The organism is Bradyrhizobium sp. WD16, from assembly GCF_024181725.1.
Lineage (GTDB): Bacteria > Pseudomonadota > Alphaproteobacteria > Rhizobiales > Xanthobacteraceae > Bradyrhizobium_A.
The window spans coordinates 690,749-710,639 of sequence record NZ_CP028908.1 but is presented as its reverse complement, the minus strand read 5'-3'; the positions used below and the strand labels follow the sequence as shown (position 1 = coordinate 710,639).

The window sequence follows — 19,891 nt, the reverse complement described above, 5'->3', positions numbered from 1 at the left end:
CCTATGTTCGCGACGATCGGGATCCGCCCCCCCTGTACGCTGGCTCTCCTGATCGTTGCGTGCCTGTCCGGTGGTGCCGCCGCCGCCGGACAGGTTAAGAAAAAGCCTGCGCCGGCGGTGCAGGCGGCCTTGGCGGCCCCGAGCTACAGCCTGACGCCGGGCTATAGCATCAAGCCATCGGAGGTCTCGCTGCCCGCCGACGTGCCGCTCGGCCAGTATCGCCGCATGATCCAGCCGTTCCGCAACTGGACGCTGATCTGCGACGAAAATCTGAAGGTGAAGAAGCGGGTCTGCAATGTCTCGCAAACCATCGTCGATGCCGCAGGGGCGGCCGCGTTCAGTTGGTCGCTGGCCGCAACGCAGGCCGGCGATCCCTTGATGATCCTGCGCGCGCCGCCGACCGTCGGCGCGGGCAATACGATCGAGCTGTCCTTCGACGATGGGCAGGCCCCGGTTCAGGTCAGCGTCAGCGGCTGCAACGAGACGGTCTGCATCGCCTATCTGCCGGTTGGCCCCCGCATGCGCGGTTATGTCGGCAAGAAGGCGGTGGCCGAGATTTCCTATGTCGGCACGCCCGCACAGGGGCCGCCGGTCAAGGTCGCTCTTCGCGCACCCCTCGACGGCCTCTCGGATGCACTCGCTGCGATTTGAGGGCGAGCAGCGCCCGGCGCCACGTCGCTCCAATAAAGCGGCAAATTCGAAAGGTTTTTTCATGACCCAACAAAGTATCCACGACCGCCTCATGTCGCCGCGTCCTGTCGCCGCGACGGCCCCGCCGTCATCGCCAGCCAGCAAAACGCGCACCGCCAGATCGTGGGGGCGCATCCTGGCCTTGACGGCGGCAGGGCTTGTCCTGGCCGGCGGTGTCGGTTTTCTCGCTTACGAAAATCTCGTCGGTTCGGAGGCGAACGCCCAGAGTGCCTCGGGTAAGCCGCCGCAAGCCGCGTCACAGCCCCAGGCGCATCCTCAACAGCAATCCACTCCGACGGCGTCGGCCCCCGGTGCCGCCGATCCCTTCACCACCCATGCTGCCCAGGCGGGTATCAAGACCTGCGCGAGTACCTATGCCGCCCTGGGCAGGGCCCTGACGGAGGGCAGTCAGTACATGGTTCAGACGCAAACCGGCAAGACCGATGCGGATCGCCGGTCGATGCAGGGCGTCGTCGGAATGCTCTACAAGTCCGACAACGGCAATTCCGGACCGGCCAGCGGTGTCGTCTTCGCCGCGCCCAACGGCCAATCCTGCGAAGGCGACATGGTGCGTGTCGTGCCGTTCGCGCAGAACTGCCAGGCGGCGGAGGCCCTTCTGCCCAAAGGCAGCGCACGCCAGGAGGCGCTTGCGGGAACCCCGGTCTTCGCGCTTCCGGCCGGCGGACAGGCAATTCTTCTTCCGGCGGGCGCAGGCTGCGTGGCGATTTCGATCCTGCGTATGGCGCAGGGACAATAGCGGGGATGCGAGACGACCCGCGCACCGTCCTGTTCAGGCCAAGCGCGCCACGCCGGCGGTCTTTCCGGAAGCGCTTCGACTCCCACTTCGTCGTCAGCGGGCTTGTCATCGCAAGTCGGATTTATCCGAGTGCGCTGATCATCAGGAGGGGAGCAAACGCACTGCGCTCCTCATCGGGGTGGCCGGGACCGGTCGTCGGCTTCGGCTTCGACCCGGCACAATGGCTGCGCCCGCCGAAGCTTCTTGGCGAAGGCGGGCAAGCCCGGCCACGACGAGAAAAGGTTGCGACGAATGCGGTGGTGACGTGTGAATCTCGTAGGCGCGAAGCGGGCGACGACGGCGGAGACTGTGTCGCGCCTCGGTCAATACTTGCCTCGGCTGGGCCGTGCACTCGGCCAAGAGGGAAACGCGCTATCGGCATATTCTGCCGTCACCGCCCGACTTGATCGGGCGGCCCAGTACTTCGTGTCATCGCAATTGGCGCGGAGCGGCCGACACTGTGCCTTTCACCACGGCCACGGCGAGCTGGTTCGCCCGCTTGAAGCGGGCGGACGGTGGAGATTGTGTCGCGCCTCGGTCAACACCTGCCTCGGCTGGGCCGTTGCGCTCGGCCGAGAGGGAAACGCGCCATCGGCACATTCTGCTGTCGCTCCCCGGCTCGTCCGGGGAGCCCAGTACTCCGTGCCGTTGCGATCAGGCATCGCGGCGGACGCTCTGCCCTTCACCACGGTCACGGCGTACTGGTTCGCCCGCTCGAAGCGGGCGGACGGTGGAGATTGTGTCGCGCCTCGGTCAACACCTGCCTCGGCTGGGCCGTTGCGCTCGGCCGAGAGGGAAACGCGCCATCGGCACATTCTGCTGTCGCTCCCCGGCTCGTCCGGGGAGCCCAGTACTCCGTGCCGTTGCGATCAGGCATCGCGGCGGACGCTCTGCCCTTCACCACGGTCACGGCGTACTGGTTCGCCCGCTCGAAGCGGGCGGACGGTGGAGATTGTGTCGCGCCTCGGTCAACACCTGCCTCGGCTGGGAAGTGGGCGACGACCGCGGAGAAAGCGGCCACTGTTTCAGCGTTTCAATCGTCATGCCCGCGCTTGCCCACCTTCGCTAAGAAGCTTCGGCGCGCCCAGCCTTGTGCCGGGACGGAGCCCGGCCATGACGAGAATGAATTGCGGTCGCCACGTCTCACAGCACCGGCCGCACCCGCGCCAGCAATTCGCGCAAAAACAGCTCCGGCCGGTTCATCGCCATGAAATGGTGACAGCCCTCGAAGCGGACGAAGCCCTTGGCCGGCGCCGTGATGTCGGCGCAGTACTGCTCGGCGAGTTCGAGCGCCGCCTGCTGGTCGTGGGTGCCGTGGAAGAAGAACATCGGCACCGCGAAGTCGAGCCCGAGCGCGGCCAGGTCGACGGCGCCGATCTCGTCGAACAGCTGGGCGCGGCAGTAGGCCCGGCCGCGCGCCAGCTGCTCGCGGTCCTGTGCGGTGAAGCCGACCGATGGCGGCGAGGGATGCATCTGCACTTCGTCGCCGCTGCCGTCGGCGAGGCGGTCGGCCCACTGGCGCAGCACCGCGATGTTGTCGCGGTCGGTGTGCAGCGGCGGCGTCAGCGCGCTCAGGGCGAGCAGCGCCTCGTCGTCGCGGGTCGCCCGGGCGCGCGCCAGCAGACGGGCATGAATGATCTCCTCGTTGGCGCGCTTGTTCACCAGCTGGCCGGCGCCGACATAGGCCGCAAACAGCTTCGGCCGCTGTCGCAGCATGTGCACCGCCAGCACCGATCCGAACGAGTGGCCGACCAGCAGAAGCTTCGGCTTGTGGAGATTGCGGTGGAGGAATTCGGCGACCTCGATGCCGTCCTCGACGAGGCGGGCGATGGTCAGGGGACCGCAGCCCGCTTCACCGTTGCGGGCGAAGGTGCGGCCGGCGCCGCGCTGGTCCCAATGGGCGAGGGTGAAGGCGTTGGCCCACGGCTTCCACGCCGCCGCCGCCGGGCGGGAGGAGCCGCCCGGGCCGCCGTGGAGAAAGAGCAGCACCGGATTGGCCTGATCGGTCCGGTCGATCTCGATCCACTGCGGGATATGGCCGATGGACACATACACCCTGACGGCTTCTCCGGAGGATGGACAAGGTCAAGCAGGGCCGGAGGTTCGCGGCTCGCTGTTCGGCGCGGGCCCCGGCTCGAAGGTCTTGGGCGATCAGACTGTCGTGTTCAGCAAAAAAAAGCAGGGCAAAAAAAATCCCGGCGCCGCGGCCGTGGGCCGCCGCGCCGGGATGATCATGATCAGCACCCGGATCGATTGCAATCCGAATCCGTCAGCCGTGCACCACGCTCGGCACCTTGGTCGCCGGCGGGGTGTTGCGGCTGCGATGGGTGCGGATGACGCCGTCGATGATGGTCATGCCGATGCCCGGCAGGTCGCCGAGCTGGACGCTCTCCAGGATGGTCCTGCCCGGCGAGTGCTGGGCCTTGTCCATGATGACGAAATCGGCGGCGCGGCCGACCTCGATCAGGCCGCAGTCCAGCGCCCGCATCCGCGCCGTGTTGCCGGTGGCGAAGCAGAACGCGACCTCCGCCGGGACGTCGCCGAGCGACGACAAGAGCGAGATCATGCGCAGGATGCCGAGCGGCTGCACGCCCGAGCCCGCCGGCGAATCGGTGCCGAGGATGACGCGCTGCATCTCGCCCATGTCCCTGGCGGTGCGCAGGGTGTAGAGCGCCGAGCGCTCGTTGCCGTTGTGCACGAGTTCGAGGCCGCGCTTGCAGCCCTCGCAGATGCAGCGGATTTCGCCGTCGGGCAGGGCGGTGTGGCCGCCGTTGATGTGGCCGATCACGTCGGTGTCGGCCTCGAGCACGACATCGGCGCCGATCAGGCCGGAGCCGGGGATCGAGGGACCGCCGGTGTGGATGGTGCTCTGGATGCCGTATTTGCGGGCCCAGCCCACCATCTCGCGGGCCGAGGCGCCGTCCTTGACGCCGCCGAGGCCGACCTCGCCGAGCAGCTTGACGCCGGCCGCCGCCAGCTCCTTGAAGTCCTGCTCGGTCATGCCCGGCTCGATCACCGGCGCGCCGGCATGGACCTTGACGCCGCCGGGACGGAAGGCGTCGAAGGCGCGCTGGGCGAAGATCGCCATGGCCTTGAGGCCGGTGATGTCCTTGGGCCGGCCGGGCATGTGGACCTCGCCCGCCGAGATCATGGTGGTGACGCCGCCGTTGAGGAAGCTGTCGATCCAGCCGATCTGGTTCTGCCGCGGCGTCCAGTCGCCGGCCACCGGGTGGACATGGCTGTCGATCAGCCCCGGGGTGAGGGTGGTGCCGGCGGCATCGATCACCGTGGTGGCGCCGTCGGTATCGACGTCCTTGGCGCGGCCGATCGCCGAGATCCGGCCGTTGTCGGCGACAATGGTGTCGGCGTCGAGCACCGGCTTGTCGATGTCACCGCTCAGCAGCAGGCCGATATTGCGGATTACCAGCCGGGTCGAGCCGGAGGGGCCGGTGGGCTCGCCATGCGCCATGGTCGTCGTTCCTTTCCTTGAAGCCGTCGAGGGCGGTTCTGCAAACATTCCCTGCATGCGCCCCGGAAGGGGCCAGAATAATCCTAAGGCCTTGAAATTGAGAATAATGTTGCATCGCAACGTATTCCGCTTGGCAACAAAATCCCTTATCTAGCCACCGTGGGCACCGTGTCCGCCCTCCCTTGACGGCAAACGGCGGCCGGCATATTCATTAGTACACAAACGAATTTCCGGGGCAATCGCTTCGGCGCTCGCCGCCCCTGGAAAATTTGGACCAAGCGGCGACGGGTGCGGTGCATATGAGCAACTTCAATCATGAAAGCGTTCTGAGCGTCCATCACTGGACGGATACCCTGTTCAGCTTCCGGACCACCCGTGACCCGTCGTTCCGTTTCCGCAACGGCGAATTCACGATGATCGGGCTCAAGGTCAACGAGAAGCCGCTGCTGCGGGCCTACAGCGTCGCCAGCGCCAATTACGAGGACGAACTCGAATTCTTCTCGATCAAGGTGCCGGACGGGCCGCTGACCTCGCGCCTGCAGCACCTCAAGGAAGGCGATCGCATCATCGTCAGCCGCAAGGCCACCGGTACGCTGGTGATCGACAACCTGATGGGCGGCCGCAATCTCTATCTCGTCGGCACCGGCACCGGACTGGCGCCGTTCCTCAGCGTCATCAAGGACCCGGAGACCTACGACCGCTTCGAGAAGGTGGTGCTGCTGCATGGCTGCCGCCACGTCCGCGAGCTCGCCTATGGCGAGATGATCACCGAAAAGCTGCCGAACGACGAACTGATCGGCGAGATGGTGCGCAACCAGCTGATCTACTATCCGACCGTGACCCGCGACCCGTTCCGCAACCGCGGCCGCATCACCGACCTGATGACCTCGGGCAAGCTGTTCAAGGACATCGGCCTGTCGGATCTCGAGGCCGCGAAGGACCGCGTCATGATCTGCGGCAGCCCGGCGTTGCTGGTCGACACCAAGGCGCTGCTCGATGAGCGCGGCTTCATCGAGGGCAACCACGGCGAGCCCAGCCACTTCGTGGTGGAAAAGGCCTTCGCCGAGCGCTGAGGCGTTTCCCACCCCGCCGGCGCGGTGGGGTTGTCCACGGCCTGATGGTTTCCGCCGCCGGTCCGCTCGCAGCGCCGGCGGCGTTTTCGTCTGGCGTCGCAGCGCAGCCAGATCTCCACGGTGTATCGAGCTATATGCAAATCATTCTTATTTGCATCATTCTGCGCTCAGGGCGGCTGCAATCACGGCTAAACTACCCCTGTTCTGTTGCGCAGCGGGAGGGACGATGACGATGACGATGCGAAAGCGGCTGGCGGCTCCATGCGCCCTCCTGGTTGGCGTCCTTGCCCTGCCGATCGTGGCGCGGGCCCAGGACGTCCCCGGCATCGAGATCTGTACCGCCGAAAAGACCATGGAGCGGCGCACCAGCTGCCTGCAGAGCAACGTCGATTTCCTCAAGAAGGTCATGACCAAGGCGGCGCTCGACCAGCAGGCCAGGGTCGATGCCGCGCGGGCCGAGATCGAGGCGCTGCGCCGCCAGGTCGAAGCCCTCAAGGCGAGCGTCGCCGGTCTCGAGGGCAAGCTCGAGCAGCTGCGGCTCCAGCCGCCGGCCTCGGGCGGCGACAAGAAGCCGCCGGAGGGCGCGAAGAGCGGCGCATCGAAATAGGCCGCCCGGGCGGCGAACATGGCGGCATTTCGGCGGCCGCATTCATTGTCCGTTCAACCCGCAAATGAAACTCTGCGGCCGCGAAATTCTTTCAGCCTCGCATCTTCATTCTAGGAGTGTGTGCCATGAAACATTCACTGCTGGCGACGGCGGCGGCGGCGACATTGGCGATCAGCGTCATTGCTGCGCCGCATCAGGCGGAGGCCCGTGGCGGCCGCATCGCCGCGGGCGTGATCGGCGGACTTGCAGCGGGCGCGATCATCGGTGGCGCCCTCAGCGGCGGCTACGGCTACGGCCCTGGCTACGGCTACGGCCCGGGCTACGGCTATTACGGCGATTACGCGCCGGCCTATGGCGGTCCGTGCTATTGGCAGCGCGAGCGGTTCTGGGACGGCTACGGCTGGCGGATTCGCCGCACGCGCGTCTGTTATTGACGGTTTGTGCGGTCGGTTCGCCGAAAATTCGGCGCAATGGCAAGGCCTTGATCGCGCCGGTTCGAGCCGAAAAAGGTTGAGCCCGCCACGTGAATTTCGATTATGATCGCGGCGGGGACGAATGCGGGCGGTCGGCCGCGAGGCAGGGTCGCTTCTACTGAACGCAACGACACGGTAAACACGCCAACAAGGAGCCCCGGGGCTCTCCTGTCGGACCTTTCCACCGCGCGGCTCGGCGCGATCTGAGGAGAATACGAATGAAGAAGATGCTTTCGGCGTTCCTTGCGGCGGTCACCGTCGCCGGTGCGCTCGCCGTTGCCGCTCCTGCGGCGCGCGCCGATGACGGCCGGATCGCGGCCGGGATCGCCGGTGGTCTGATCGGTGGTGCGCTGCTCGGCGGCGCCATTGCCGGTTCGGCTCCGCCGCCGCCGCCGGTCTACTATGCCCCGGCGCCGGTCTATGTCGAAGAGCCGCCGTGCCGCTGGGTGCGTGAGCGCTTCTGGGACGGTTACGGCTGGCGTTTTCGCCGCGTCCAGGTCTGCGACTGAACGGTCTGCAGCTGAACGGACCATCAGCTCCATTCGAGAAACCCGGCCGCTGGCCGGGTTTTTCATTTGTGCGCCCAGCATGGGCGCCCTCTTATGGGTGCAAGTCCCATCGTGAGTTGATCACAACGAGCGAAGCGAAGCGCAACCGCATGAGGGCGACCGAGTGTGGGGAGGAAGCGTGGAGCGAAGCTGCGGGCCGATGAATAAGAAGCGGATAGAAGGCGTTGCCGACCAGGGCGAGCGGGCCAGTAATCGCGAAGCTCTCGTGATCAAGGGGAAGCGGCGTAGATCCGGCGGTCGTGCAGTGAAGGAGTGCGTTCTTACCTGGGGAGGTCTCGCCTCATGCCCGAAAGGGCGACGGTGTCGAGCCGGAGCGAGAAGTCAGCCGAGGTCGTAGTAGCCGGTGGGAAGGCTGCGAAGCCGTCCCGCAGGCGAAGGGCCGAACGAGAGGGAGTGTTCGAGGCCATGTCGATGTGGCGAGCATTGCATCAGATGCCTGCGCAAGCAGGGCGGTCCGGGGTAGGACGCGGTGAAGCCGCGTGTGGCTCGGGCAGCGATGAAGCTCGTCGCCCGCGGCATGAACCGAAGGGCACAGGGTCGGCGCTGCTTTTGGCGGCTCTGGCGAGAGAGAACCTGCAACGGGCGTGGAAGCGGGTGCGGGCCAACAAAGGCGTAGCCGGTGTGGACGGTCTGGACATTGACCAGACCGCCGCGCAGCTGCGTACGGCGTGGCCGGCGATCCGCGAGCAACTGTTGTCGGGGGCGTACCGGCCCAGTCCGGTGCGACGGGTGGCGATCCCCAAGCCCGAGGGCGGCGAGCGTGAGCTCGGCATCCCGACGGTGACGGATCGTCTGATCCAGCAGGCGCTGCTGCAAGTGCTGCAGCCCATTCTTGATCCGACCTTCAGCGAGCACAGCTACGGCTTCCGGCCGGGCCGAAGCGCGCATGACGCCGTCCTTGCGGCGCAGTCATACGTGCAATCGGGCCGCCGGATCGTGGTGGACGTCGACCTGGAAAAGTTCTTTGACCGGGTCGATCACGACATCCTCATCGACCGCCTTCAGAAACGGATCGGGGACACCGGGGTCATCCGGCTGATCCGGGCGTATCTGAACAGCGGGATCATGGGCGATGGCGTGGTCCGGAAGCGAACGATGGGGACGCCGCAAGGCGGGCCGCTATCGCCGCTGCTGGCCAACGTTCTGCTCGATGAAGTGGACAAGGCGCTGGAACGTCGGGGCCATTGCTTCGTGCGCTACGCCGACGATGCGAACGTCTACGTTCGCAGCCGCCGGGCGGGTGACCGGGTGATGGCGCTGCTTCGGCGGCTCTACGGCAAGCTGCACTTGACGGTCAACGAGACCAAAAGCACAGTGGCCAGCGTGTTTGGTCGCAAGTTCCTGGGCTACAGCCTTTGGGTAGCCCCGGGCGGCGTGATCAAACGCAAGGTCGCCGACAAGCCGCTGAGGACGTTCAAGCAGCGCATCCGGCAACTGACCTGCCGCAGTGGCGGGCGCAGCATGCAGGATGTGGTGGATCGTCTGCGGCCCTATGTCCTGGGTTGGAAGGCGTACTTCCGGCTGGCGCAAACCCCACGGGTCTGGCGAGAGCTGGACCAGTGGCTGCGTCACCGGCTGCGCGCCATCCAGCTCAAGCAGTGGAAGCGCGGTACGACCATGCACAGGGAACTGCTGGCGCTGGGAGCCAAGCCTGACGTTGCACGGCAGGTGGCGGCCAACAGCCGTCGCTGGTGGCGCAACAGCGGCATGCTCCTCAACGCCGTGCTAACCCTGAACTGGTCGGACCGGTTGGGACTGCCCCGTCTCTCATGACCTCAACTTCTCGAACCGCCCGGTGCGGACCCGCATGCCGGGTGGTGTGGCAGGGGAGCGACCCAAAAGGTCGCCCCCTATGCCGATCTCCGATGGCTCAAGCCAGCGGCCGGTCCGGCTCCGGCGCGGGGATCCGGCACCGCAGGGCGTAGCGCAGCCCCTCGGTACGAAAATCCATCTCGGTGTGTCCGTCGAAGCCGGCCAGGGCGGAATTGATGAGCTTGGTGCCGAAGCCGGCCCTGCCTGGCGGCGCGACGGCGGGGCCGCCGCGTTCCTGCCAGTTCAGGCTGAGAATGTCATTCGCGGTCGACCAGCCGATCTCGAGCATTCCAGCGGCGGACGACAGCGCGCCGTATTTGGCGGCGTTGGTCGTCAATTCATGGAAGACCAGTGCGAGGCAGACCGCGAGCTTGGCCGGCAGGTAGACCTCGGGCCCCGCCAAGGTGAAGCGACCCTCGCCATAAGGATCGAGTTCGGAGACGAGAAGGTCCTTGAGCTCGCAGCCGCGCTCGTCCGCCTGGGCGATCAGATCGTCGGTCGCCGACAGGGTGCGGATGCGGCTGTCGATCTTGGTCCAGGCCTCCGGCTGGTCACGCAGCACCTGCCTGATGACGGCGTGGATGGTCGAGAGTTTGTTGCGCAGCCGATGCTGCAGCTCCTCGATGACGAGCCGGCGATAACGCTCCTCTTCGGTGAGCTGGGTGCAGACTGCGCGATAATGGGCCACGAGCGCGCGGTAGTGGCCGACGCCCCAGATGATCAACGCGGCGACCAGCAGGTAGATCGCAAGCAGCGTCAGCCGGCTGGGAATGGGCGGGCTGCCACTGAAGCTCAGCGTGATGCCGAGCACTCCGCCCAGGAGCGCAGTGATCACGCCGGCGCGCAGGCCTCCGACCACGGCCAACACCATCGCCGCCGGAATATAGAGCATGAAGGGCGTATCCGGCCGGATCAATGCGATCAGCCAACGCGCCAAGGTGCTGCCAGCAAGGCAGATCGCCGCGAATGCCGTTATCAAGGCGGGTGGCGGCGGGGCAATGCCTTGCCATCCGCGCCGCAGCGCCTCCGCCCAGTTGCTGGCCAGGTGTGAGAATTGTAGAATGGGTGTCCCCGCGCGCAAGCCATCCATTGTTAGTCGATTTCCCGGCGCAGTCGACAATAAAGCAACGGCGAAGAACGGTTTGGCGCGGGTTCCCGGCGGACTTTCAGCGGCGCATGGCGCGCAGCACATCGCCGCTCGGCCAGCAATCGAGCTTGAGCCCGGCCGCCTTCTGATAGGCGCCCAGCGCGGCGCGGGTCTTCATGCCGGCCTTGCCGTCGATCTTGTCGGCGTAAAGTCCCATGCGGGTGAGCTGGCGCTGCATCTCCTCGACATCGGCGGTGCGCAGCTGCGTGGAAGCTGACCACGATGCCTCGAACGGATGCGGATCGGTCATGCGGTCGGCGAGATGGCCGACGAACAGCACGTAGAGATCAGAAAAGTTATACTCTTTGATCACGAAATAATTGCGCGTGACGAGGAAGGCCGGCCCGTAAATGCCTTCCGGCTGGAGCAGCGAGGCGCGCTCGGCTTTCTCCGCAGCCGACAGCACCCGGCCGCGCGCCAATGAGAAGCCGCGCTGCAGCCACTCCCCGATCGGCCGCGTGATTTCGGGGACACCCTCGGTGCAGTCGACATTGCGCGGCCCACGTACTTCATACGCCCAACGCAAACCGTTCTGCCACCCCTTGTGCTTGAGCTGCTGGGCGGCCGAGGCGAGGGCATCGGGAATTGAAGTCCAGATATTGCGCTTGCCGTCGCCGTCGAAATCCACCGCGTGCTGGTAGAATTCCGATGGCAGAAACTGGGTGAGGCCCATGGCGCCTGCCCACGATGCCCGCATGTCCTTGAGGGCGACATGGCCCTCGTCGAGGATCTTCAGGGCCAGGATGAATTCAGTGCGGAATTGATCCTTGCGGCGGCCGACATAGGCCTGGGTCGCCAGCACCCGGATGGCGTTGTTGGGCAGCGTATAGCGACCGTAGTCGGTCTCGCGGCCCCAGATCGCCAGGATGATTTCCGGCGGCACGCCAAAGCGCTGTTCGATGGCTGCGAGTGTCGCCCGGTGCTGGTCGGCAAGCCGCCGTCCCTCGGCGGCGAGGCGGGCGATGGTCGCTTCCTTGACGTAATCGGCGGGGACCTGGACGAATTCGGCCTGCGCCTGCGCCGCCGAAGGCGGGCGGCCGGGAAGGGCGAGGTCGGGCAGCTTGTAGTCGGGCTCGAGCGATGCTGTGGCGCGATCGAAGGTGGCGCGCGACACCTCCGCCTGCTGCGCCTCCGGCCAGAGCGAAGCGATGAAGCGGGTGAAACCGGAATCGGCCGCCGCCGCGGGGGCACGGATAGCCGTGACGAGGAGCAGCGCGACGGCGAGCGCACGGACGGCGGCTCTTATCCGCCTTCCGCCCGTACGTGCGCGCTGTTGCTCGTGCCTCATCGCCCAACTCTTACCGCTCAAGTCTCAGTCGTGCTCGGCGGCCGCCGCAGCGGTGGTCGCGCTGGAGATCTTGTCGACCAGGGCGATGCCGATGGCGGAAATGATGAAGACGACGTGGATGATGGTCTGCCACATCACGCCGGATTCGGTGTAGTTGGTGGTCCGGCCGACGCCGCCGAGATTGCCGGCTTCGATGAAGGTGCGCAACAGGTGGATCGAGGAAATGCCGATGATCGCCATGGCCAGCTTGATCTTGAGCACGCTGGCATTGACGTGGCTGAGCCATTCCGGCTCGTCCGGATGTCCCTCGAGATTGAGGCGGGAGACGAAGGTCTCGTAGCCGCCGACGATCACCATCACCAGCAGATTGGAGATCATCACCACGTCGATAAGCCCCAGCACCGCCAGCATGATCTGCTGCTCGTTGAAATCGGGCGTGTGGGAAAACAGATGCCACAGCTCCTTGAGAAAGAGCACGACGTAGATGCCCTGGGCGACGATCAGGCCGACATAGAGCGGGAGCTGCAGCCAGCGCGAGCCGAAGATCAGCATCGGCAGCGGGCGCAACCGGGCGCCGCGCGGCGGCAACGGGGTTTCGGGTGACAGTGACATCATGACTCCTAGTGTCCCGGTTCCAACGTTCGTATCCCATTGCAGCAGGCGCTCATACGAACGTTGGAAACCAGAGGGACACTAGCATAGTTATGATTCTAGTGCGGTTTTGGATCTGACGCGCGTACGACGAATTCGCTGCGATGCTGATACGAGCGTCAGATCCATCGCACCAGGATCAACGTGCCTGGAGTCTCACTCGAAATGGGGGCCGGAAATCAAGTCCCAAGTGTCTCCGCGTCACCCTGACGCGGCGCCGCGCCGGCCGCAGCATCGATCGGCATGATGCAGAAGACGATGACGCAAAAGAAAAAGGCGCCTCGATCTTCCGATCCGCGCGGTCAGCGCGTCAGCTTCTTGTATTTCATCCGGTGCGGAATGACCGAATCCTGGCCGAGACGGCGCATCTTGTCCTTCTCGTAGTCCTGGAAGTTGCCCTCGAACCATTCCACGTGGCTGTCGCCTTCGAAGGCGAGGATGTGGGTGGCGATACGGTCGAGGAACCAGCGGTCGTGGCTGATGATCACGGCGCAGCCGGCAAAATCCTCCAGCGCTTCTTCGAGGGCGCGCAGGGTGTCGACGTCGAGGTCGTTGGTCGGCTCGTCGAGCAGCAGCACATTTGCTCCCGACTTGAGCATCTTGGCGAGGTGAACACGGTTGCGCTCGCCGCCAGAGAGCTGGCCGACTTTCTTCTGCTGGTCGGCGCCCTTGAAGTTGAAGGCCGAGCAGTAGCCGCGCGAATTGACCTCGCGCTTGCCGAGCAGGATCAGGTCGTTGCCGCCGGAGATCTCCTCCCACACGCTCTTGGTGCCGTCGAGGGCGTCGCGCGACTGGTCGACATAGCCGAGATGTACCGTCTCGCCGATGGTGATGGTGCCCTTGTCCGGCGTCTCCTGCCCCGTGATCATGCGGAACAGCGTGGTCTTGCCGGCGCCGTTGGGGCCGATGACGCCGACGATGCCGCCTGGCGGCAGCTTGAAGGTCAGATTGTCGATCAGCAGGCGATCGCCGAAGCTCTTGGTGAGGCCTTCGAAGTCGACCACGTTGTTGCCGAGCCGTTCCGCCACCGGAATGATGATCTGGGCGGTCTGGGTCTGCTTCTCGCTGGCCTTGGCGAGCAGGTCTTCGTAGCGCTGGTAGCGCGCCTTGGATTTGGCCTGACGCGCCTTCGGCGAGGCTGCAATCCACTCCTGTTCGCGGGCCAGGGTGCGCTGGTGCGCGGCCTCCTCGCGGCCCTCCTGCTCGAGCCGCTTCTGCTTTTGCACCAGCCACGAGGAATAGTTGCCCTCGTAGGGAATGCCACGGCCGCGATCGAGTTCGAGAATCCAGCCGGTGACGTTGTCGAGGAAGTAGCGGTCGTGAGTGACGATCAGGATCGCGCCCGGATAGTTGCGCAGATGACCTTCCAGCCAGGAGACGGATTCGGCGTCGAGATGGTTGGTCGGCTCGTCCAGCAGCAACAGGTCGGGCTGATCGAGCAGGAGCCGGCAGAGCGCGACGCGGCGGCGCTCGCCGCCGGAGAGCGCCGTGACGTCGGCATCGTCCGGCGGGCAGCGCAGCGCATCCATCGCCTGGTCGACTTTGCTGTCGAGATCCCACAGGCCCAGGGCTTCGATCTCGTCCTGCAGCCTGGTCATCTCGTCGGCGGTCTCGTCGGAGTAGTTCACCGCGAGTTCGTTATAGCGGTCGAGGATCGCCTTCTGCTTGGCGACGCCCTCCATCACGTTCTCGCGCACCGTCTTGGCGGGATCGAGCTTTGGTTCCTGCTCGAGATAGCCGACGCGTGCGCCCTCGGCGACCCAGCCCTCGCCGCTGTATTCCTTGTCGATGCCGGCCATGATCCGCAGCAGTGTCGACTTACCGGAGCCGTTGACGCCCAGCACGCCGATTTTGGCATCCGGGTAGAAAGACAGGTGGATATTGTCGAGCACCTTGCGGTTGCCCGGGTAGGTCTTGGTGAGACCCTGCATGAAATAGACGAACTGGCGAGCCATCGTGTTCCTTGGGAGGCGAAAAGCTGGGAAAAATCTGGTGCTGATGTAGCGGCGCGGTCGGCAAAGGGCAACCGGCGCGGTTCACGAATTGGAAACCATAATCATCATCGTCCGGCCGCGGCGGCGCCGGAGAACCGCATTTTAATCAATTCCGCCGAGCCTGAAGCTCTCCAAGTGCCCCGCTTCCGAGGTGCGCGAAACACGCCCCAGGCGTCGCTTGCGGACCTCGGAAGCCAGGCGCGGGAGGCCGCGGGACACTCTGGCTGTGGCTGTGCCAGCGAGCCGACCGCGACCCGGCAGCAATCTGCAACGCGATGCGCCCCGATGGCTCACGATCCCACTGTCCGTCTCGATCTTGTTCCCGCCGCAACGCCGCCTGCCGGTTTCTGGCATGAGGTGACCGGTTTTCTGCACCAGTTCGTCATCTCCGCCTTCGACCCCTATCGGCCGGAGCAGCACTACATGCGTGGTCCGGGCCCGGCCTGGCAGGCCAGGCACAGCCAGGAAGCGGCGCGCGAGGTGGCGAAGGCGGATCAGGGTTGCATCCGGCCGTAAGCCGTCCGGCTTGCGTCGCATCAGCGGCCGCGCCAGCATGACGAGGGCGGGGCGCATCGCCTCGCAGTCACCCGGGAACGGTTCCTCATGGCTCTGCGCTGCGCGATCCTCGACGACTATCAGAATGTTGCCCTCGACCTTGCCGACTGGCGGAGCCTGACGGACGTTGAGATCACCGTGTTCGACCAGCCCTTCGCCGATTCCGCAGCGGCCGTGGCCGCGCTGCAGGATTTCGACATCGTCTGCGCCATGCGCGAGCGGACCTCGTTCGGCGCCAAGGTGATCGCGGCGCTGCCGCGCCTCAAGCTGCTGCTGACCTCGGGCCTGCGCAATGCCGCCATCGATCTCGACGCGGCGAAGGCCCGCGGAATCGTGGTCTGCGGCACCGGCAATGTCGGCAATCCGACCGCAGGACTTGCCATCGGTCTGATGCTCGAGCTCACGCGCCGCATCGGCTTCGAGAGTGCCCGGATGAAGTCCGGGGCGCCGTGGCAGGTGACGCTGGGGCAGGACGTCGAGGGCAAGGTGCTCGGCATCGTCGGCCTCGGCAAGCTCGGCATCCGCGTAGCCGACATCGCCAAAGCCTTGGGCATGAAGGTCCAGGCCTGGAGCACCAATCTCACCGCCGAGGCCTGCGCTGCCGCGGGCGTCGCCCGTGCGAGCAAGGAGACGCTGTTTGCCACCTCCGACATCATCACCATCCACCTGGTGCTGTCGGAGCGGTCACGGGGCCTCGTCGGCCGCGCCGATCTCGCCCGGATGAAGCCGACGGCCTACCTGATCAACACCGCGCGCGGGCCGATCGTCGACGAGGTCGCGCTGCTCGAGCTGCTACAGCAGCGCCGCATCGCCGGCGCCGGGCTCGACACCTTTTCGCAGGAGCCTCTGCCGGTCGATCACCCGCTGCGGCGGCTCGATAACGTCGTGCTGACGCCGCATCTCGGCTATGTCACCGCCGAGAATTATCGTCGCTTTTATCAAGACATGGTCGAGGACATCGCCGCCTGGCAGGCCGGTGAGCCGGTGCGGCGACTCGGCTGAGTGCCGACGAGCAGTCCAAAAGGAAAGGGCGCGGTGGCCGTTTGGTCACCGCGCCCTCAAGACTTTAAGTTCAGATCATTCAGACAGGATCGCCTTCAGCGATGCCGGATCAGCGGATCGTCACCGGAGCCGGCAGCGCCGGCACCACCGTGGGGCTGGTGCCGGCCATGGCGGAAGCACCCGTACCGGACGTCATCGGCGCGGGGCGGCCGGGATCCGGCAGCGGCTGGGCCGACGCCGTGGTCGTCGCCGGCGGCGCGCCACCCGGGAGCACGACCACACGGGTGCCGACCTTGACGCGGTCGAACAGGTCCGTGACGTCCTCGTTGAGCATGCCGATGCAGCCCGAGGAGACGAATTGGCCGATGGTCGACGGCTGGTTGGTGCCGTGAATGCGGTACACGGTCGAGCCGAGATACATCGCGCGGGCGCCGAGCGGATTGCCGTCGCCGCCGGCCATGAAGCGCGGCAGGTAGGGCTGGCGCTCGATCATCTCCGGCGGCGGATGCCAGTCCGGCCACTCGGCCTTGCGGGTGATCTTCTGCACGCCGGTCCAGGTGAAGCCGTCGCGACCGACGCGGACGCCGTAGCGGATCGCCCGGTTGTTGCCGAGGACGTAATAGAGCTGGGTATTCGGGGTATCGACGACGATGGTGCCCGGCGGCTCCTTGGTCACGAAGGAGACCTCCTTGCGACGCAGACGCTCGGGCAATTCCTTGCGCGGACCGACCTCGGGTTGCTCGTCGGCGGGCAAAGCCATCACGGTCATCGGCCGTCCGTCGGAGCCCTGGGGCGCCATCTGCGGCACGGCACCGGTGACCGGACCAGCGGCGCTGCCGTCGATCGCGCCCGGCGGCCGCAGCTGACGGCTGGGGTCGGACGGATCGATGAAGCCGGCACCGCCCTGCTGGCGGCTGGCGACGGCGCCGTCGGCAGGGCGATCGGAATAAATCACCGGCGGCGGCCCGGCCGGCCGGCCATAGCGCGGATCGTCCGGCGACATCACCGGGCCAGGCGTCGACAGCGCGGCGGACGCCGGTGGGGCGGCGGCGGCGTCATCGTCGAGATTGTCGAAATCGGGCATCTGGTCCGGCGCCGCCGGCGGCGGATAGGAGCCGGGAGGGGCCGGATAGGAGGGCGAGGTCGGCTGGGCATAGGTCTGCGCCATCGCCGAGGGAGTTCCCGCGACGCCGGCCGCAGCCACCGCCAAGATCGCCAGAATTCGCTTGCTCATCATCACTCTTCTATAACCCGGAATCCGCCACCGGAAGGTTAACGTGCTTTACGCACCATAGCGGCGCATTCAAGACATCGCGGTCACAAGCACGTCGAATGGGGCGAGATTTTGGGCCTCGGCGGCTAATTTCGGCGCAACCGACGCCACCGCCTCCATTTTTCATGATTTGACGCAAACGCCTTGGGCTATCCTCGAAACGCCTGATTCGCGGCCGCGGCGTTCATCCGGCTGCATCTCGTCCCACTTCGAGTCGACCGCGCCTCCAGCCACGAGGTGCCGAGGGTCCCATGCTGCCGGGCTTCCGCGTCCTGTTCGCCATTGTTCTGCTGTCGGTTTCGCTTTTGGTCTTCGGTCTCGGCGCGGCGGCGCTGCTGCGTGCCGCCCATGACAATTTCGCCGGGCTCGCGGCGCCGCCGCCGGCGTCGGAAGCGGTGGTGGCGCGGGAACGGGAGCAGCGCCAGGCCACCCTCGCCCTGCTGCAGATCGAAACCCAGGCCGAGCCGGGGCAGCGAGCCGCCCCCTCTGCGGAGCCGCGGCCGACCGAGCCGGACACGGCTGCCGCCGCGCCGGCACAGGAAGCGCCTGCGCCCGGCCTGGCCGAGGTGACGGCGACCGAGCCGGGCCCTGAGGCGAAGCCCGGCAGCCAGACCGATACCAGGACGGAAATGACATCCGAGGCCAAGCCGGAGCCGGGGCAAGCGCCGGCGGTGGTGGCGCTGGCGCCGGCGGTGCCCGCCCCCGTGCCGGCCGGCGAAGCCGCGCCGGCGACGACGGCGGCCACCCCGCCTGCCGGTGATCCTCAGCCGGCGATCAAGGATGCGAGCCAGGACGCGGCCGAGCCGTCAGCGGCGACCGGAGAGAACGCGGCGCCGTCCGAGGCGGCAAAGCCCGGGCCGACCGCGGCGCTGGATACCAGCGAAAACGCTGCGGTGCCGGCCGATCTGCCCGAGGAGGTCATCAAGGCGGCGGCGCGGCCGCGTCCGGAGATCCCGCGCCACCTTGCCAAGCGGCACAAGAAGCCGAAGGTGCATCACGTTCGCGCGGCGGTCCGGGCGAGGCCCGCTGCGCAACAGATCAGCCCCTTTCAACAGCAGCGCCAGCAGATCAATCCGTTTCCCGGATTCGGTGGTTGATCTCTGTTATATAGTTCAACCGTGGGCAATCGGCGGCCCGTCGGCGGCGCCCCATTCGCTCCACGAGCCGTCATAGAGCGCGGAGCGGCGCACCCCGAGCCGGTACAGCGCCAGGCTCAGCACCGCGGCCGAGACCCCCGAGCCGCAGGTGGTGACGACCGGCCGAGCGAGATCGAGGCCCGCGGTCTCGAACAGCTTTCGCAGCTCGTTGAGCGGCTTCATGGTCCCGGTCGCGGCGTCGAACAGCTCGTTGTAGGGCAGGTTGAGGCTGCCCGGGATGTGGCCGCTGCGCAGCCCCGGCCGCGGCTCGGCGACCGACCCGGCAAAGCGCGGCCGGGCCCGGGCGTCGATCACCTGCTCGCCGCGCGCGGCGAGATTGTCGACGAGCTGCGCCCTGGTGCGGATGAAGGCCGGATCGAGCCTGGCGGCGAAATGACCGGGCCGGGGCGACGCCGGCCCCGACTCCACCGGCCGGCCCTCGGCGCGCCATTTCTGCAATCCGCCGTCGAGCACCCGCACCTTGTCGTGGCCGAAGCTCAGGAACATCCACCAGGCGCGCGGCGCCGCGACCCAGCCGCCGGCGTCGTAGACCACCACCAGGCTGTCAGCGGAAATGCCGAGTTTCTCGACCTCGCGGGCGAAGCGCGCGTCGTCGGGAAACATGTGCGGCAGCGGATTGTTCGTGTCGGCGACGGTGTCGACGTCGAAGAACGCCGCGCCCGGAATATGGGCGGCGAGGAAATCGTCATGGGGCAGCGGCAGCACGCCGGGCATCTTGAACGTGGCGTCGACGACGCGGACGTTCGGATCATCGAGATGGTCCGCCAGCCATGCGGTGGAGACGAGGGGATCGTTGGTTGAGGCCATGTGCGTAAGTCCGCCTTGCATTCGCCGTTGTGAGAAACCCGGTGGCCAACCTCGGTGTGGATTACTTCGGCTGCCGCGGCGCGAGCTTGTCCACCGGCAGCTTTTCCACCGGTCCGCCGGCCTCGCGCCAGGCGGCGAAGCCGCCGGCGACATGGGCGACCGGCTTCAATCCCATGTCCTGCGCCGTCTTGGCGGCGAGCGCCGAGCGCAATCCCCCGGCGCAATAGAAGATGAAGGTCTTGTCCTGCTGGAACACCGGCTTGGCATAGGGGCTTTCCGGATCGATCCAGAATTCCAGCATGCCGCGGGTGCAGGAGAAGGAGCCTGGCACGCGGCCCTCGCGCTCGATCTCGCGCGGGTCGCGGATGTCGACCAGCACCACGTCGTCGCGCTGCGCGGCGGCGATCGCCTCGGGCGCGCTCAGCGTCGTGATCTGCGCATTGGCCTCGGCGACGAGGCTCTTGATACCGCGATGGATGGTCTGGGGCATCGGTGAAGAACTTTCGTTTGCAGATCGATTCCGGAAGG

The 19,891-nt window shown here is 66.5% G+C and carries 19 protein-coding genes; 10 read left to right on the top strand and 9 right to left on the bottom strand.

The features are described 5' to 3' along the window. Positions 1–3: 3 nt before the first annotated feature. Together DB459_RS03315 and DB459_RS03310 are read left to right on the top strand one after the other, a co-directional pair. Positions 4–651 (top strand): invasion associated locus B family protein, encoded by a 648-nt coding sequence (locus DB459_RS03315; RefSeq protein WP_253711522.1) that lies wholly within the window; start codon positions 4–6, stop codon positions 649–651. Between the two features lie 91 nt (positions 652–742). After that, the gene (locus tag DB459_RS03310) at positions 743–1,447 is read left to right on the top strand and encodes a hypothetical protein (protein WP_253711521.1); all 705 of its coding nucleotides are present in this window, start codon (positions 743–745) and stop codon (positions 1,445–1,447) included. 1,182 nt (positions 1,448–2,629) lie between these two features. Here DB459_RS03310 and DB459_RS03305 read toward each other — a convergent pair. Together DB459_RS03305 and DB459_RS03300 are read right to left on the bottom strand one after the other, a co-directional pair. After that, a complete protein-coding gene (locus tag DB459_RS03305; RefSeq protein WP_253711520.1) occupies positions 2,630–3,541 on the bottom strand; it encodes an alpha/beta fold hydrolase in 912 nt (303 codons plus the stop codon). 214 nt (positions 3,542–3,755) lie between these two features. Next, a complete protein-coding gene (locus tag DB459_RS03300; RefSeq protein ID WP_253711519.1) occupies positions 3,756–4,955 on the bottom strand; it encodes an amidohydrolase family protein in 1,200 nt (399 codons plus the stop codon). 299 nt (positions 4,956–5,254) lie between these two features. Between DB459_RS03300 and DB459_RS03295 the strand changes: the two genes are divergently transcribed. The 5 genes from DB459_RS03295 (at position 5,255) to ltrA (ending at position 9,450) form a co-directional block, all read left to right on the top strand. Beyond that, on the top strand, positions 5,255–6,028 hold the full coding sequence (locus DB459_RS03295; protein WP_253711518.1) for a ferredoxin--NADP reductase: 774 nt from the start codon (positions 5,255–5,257) through the stop codon (positions 6,026–6,028). Between the two features lie 226 nt (positions 6,029–6,254). After that, the gene (locus DB459_RS03290; RefSeq protein ID WP_371926856.1) at positions 6,255–6,635 is read left to right on the top strand and encodes a hypothetical protein; all 381 of its coding nucleotides are present in this window, start codon (positions 6,255–6,257) and stop codon (positions 6,633–6,635) included. Positions 6,636–6,760: 125 nt separating this feature from the next. Continuing rightward, positions 6,761–7,069: a hypothetical protein gene (locus DB459_RS03285; RefSeq protein ID WP_253711517.1), complete on the top strand. Its 309-nt coding sequence runs from the start codon at positions 6,761–6,763 to the stop codon at positions 7,067–7,069. Positions 7,070–7,326: 257 nt separating this feature from the next. Next, positions 7,327–7,617, top strand: a complete 291-nt coding sequence (locus DB459_RS03280) for a hypothetical protein (protein ID WP_253711516.1) — start codon at positions 7,327–7,329, stop codon at positions 7,615–7,617. A 453-nt stretch (positions 7,618–8,070) separates the two neighbouring features. Next, complete coding sequence (gene ltrA, locus DB459_RS03275; protein WP_253711515.1) at positions 8,071–9,450, top strand: group II intron reverse transcriptase/maturase; 1,380 nt, start codon at positions 8,071–8,073, stop codon at positions 9,448–9,450. 97 nt (positions 9,451–9,547) lie between these two features. On the opposite strand, the gene DB459_RS03270 is transcribed toward ltrA, so the two are convergent. From DB459_RS03270 to ettA, 4 genes are all read right to left on the bottom strand, one after another. Continuing rightward, the gene (locus DB459_RS03270) at positions 9,548–10,381 is read right to left on the bottom strand and encodes a sensor histidine kinase (RefSeq protein WP_253711514.1); all 834 of its coding nucleotides are present in this window, start codon (positions 10,379–10,381) and stop codon (positions 9,548–9,550) included. Positions 10,382–10,655: 274 nt separating this feature from the next. Next, positions 10,656–11,924, bottom strand: coding sequence for a lytic murein transglycosylase (locus DB459_RS03265; RefSeq protein WP_253711513.1), 1,269 nt, complete (start codon positions 11,922–11,924; stop codon positions 10,656–10,658). A 24-nt stretch (positions 11,925–11,948) separates the two neighbouring features. Beyond that, positions 11,949–12,536: a TIGR00645 family protein gene (locus tag DB459_RS03260; RefSeq protein WP_253711512.1), complete on the bottom strand. Its 588-nt coding sequence runs from the start codon at positions 12,534–12,536 to the stop codon at positions 11,949–11,951. Positions 12,537–12,877: 341 nt separating this feature from the next. Then, a complete protein-coding gene (ettA, locus tag DB459_RS03255; RefSeq protein ID WP_253711511.1) occupies positions 12,878–14,530 on the bottom strand; it encodes an energy-dependent translational throttle protein EttA in 1,653 nt (550 codons plus the stop codon). 324 nt (positions 14,531–14,854) lie between these two features. Here ettA and DB459_RS03250 point away from each other — a divergent pair, with 324 nt between their 5' ends. Together DB459_RS03250 and DB459_RS03245 are read left to right on the top strand one after the other, a co-directional pair. Then, positions 14,855–15,085, top strand: coding sequence for a hypothetical protein (locus DB459_RS03250; protein WP_253711510.1), 231 nt, complete (start codon positions 14,855–14,857; stop codon positions 15,083–15,085). An 87-nt stretch (positions 15,086–15,172) separates the two neighbouring features. Continuing rightward, on the top strand, positions 15,173–16,126 hold the full coding sequence (locus DB459_RS03245) for a D-2-hydroxyacid dehydrogenase family protein (RefSeq protein ID WP_253711509.1): 954 nt from the start codon (positions 15,173–15,175) through the stop codon (positions 16,124–16,126). A 109-nt stretch (positions 16,127–16,235) separates the two neighbouring features. Here the strand turns inward: DB459_RS03245 and DB459_RS03240 are convergent, their stop codons facing one another. After that, entirely contained in the window at positions 16,236–17,360 is a 1,125-nt protein-coding gene (locus tag DB459_RS03240) for a L,D-transpeptidase (RefSeq protein ID WP_371926855.1), read from the bottom strand. Positions 17,361–17,650: 290 nt separating this feature from the next. On the opposite strand from DB459_RS03240, the gene DB459_RS03235 reads away from it, so the two are divergent. Continuing rightward, positions 17,651–18,496, top strand: coding sequence for a hypothetical protein (locus tag DB459_RS03235; protein WP_253711507.1), 846 nt, complete (start codon positions 17,651–17,653; stop codon positions 18,494–18,496). Between the two features lie 15 nt (positions 18,497–18,511). Here the strand turns inward: DB459_RS03235 and sseA are convergent, their stop codons facing one another. After that, on the bottom strand, positions 18,512–19,363 hold the full coding sequence (sseA, locus tag DB459_RS03230) for a 3-mercaptopyruvate sulfurtransferase (RefSeq protein ID WP_253711506.1): 852 nt from the start codon (positions 19,361–19,363) through the stop codon (positions 18,512–18,514). A 61-nt stretch (positions 19,364–19,424) separates the two neighbouring features. Beyond that, positions 19,425–19,853, bottom strand: a complete 429-nt coding sequence (locus DB459_RS03225; protein WP_253711505.1) for a rhodanese-like domain-containing protein — start codon at positions 19,851–19,853, stop codon at positions 19,425–19,427. Between the last annotated feature and the right edge of the window lie 38 nt (positions 19,854–19,891).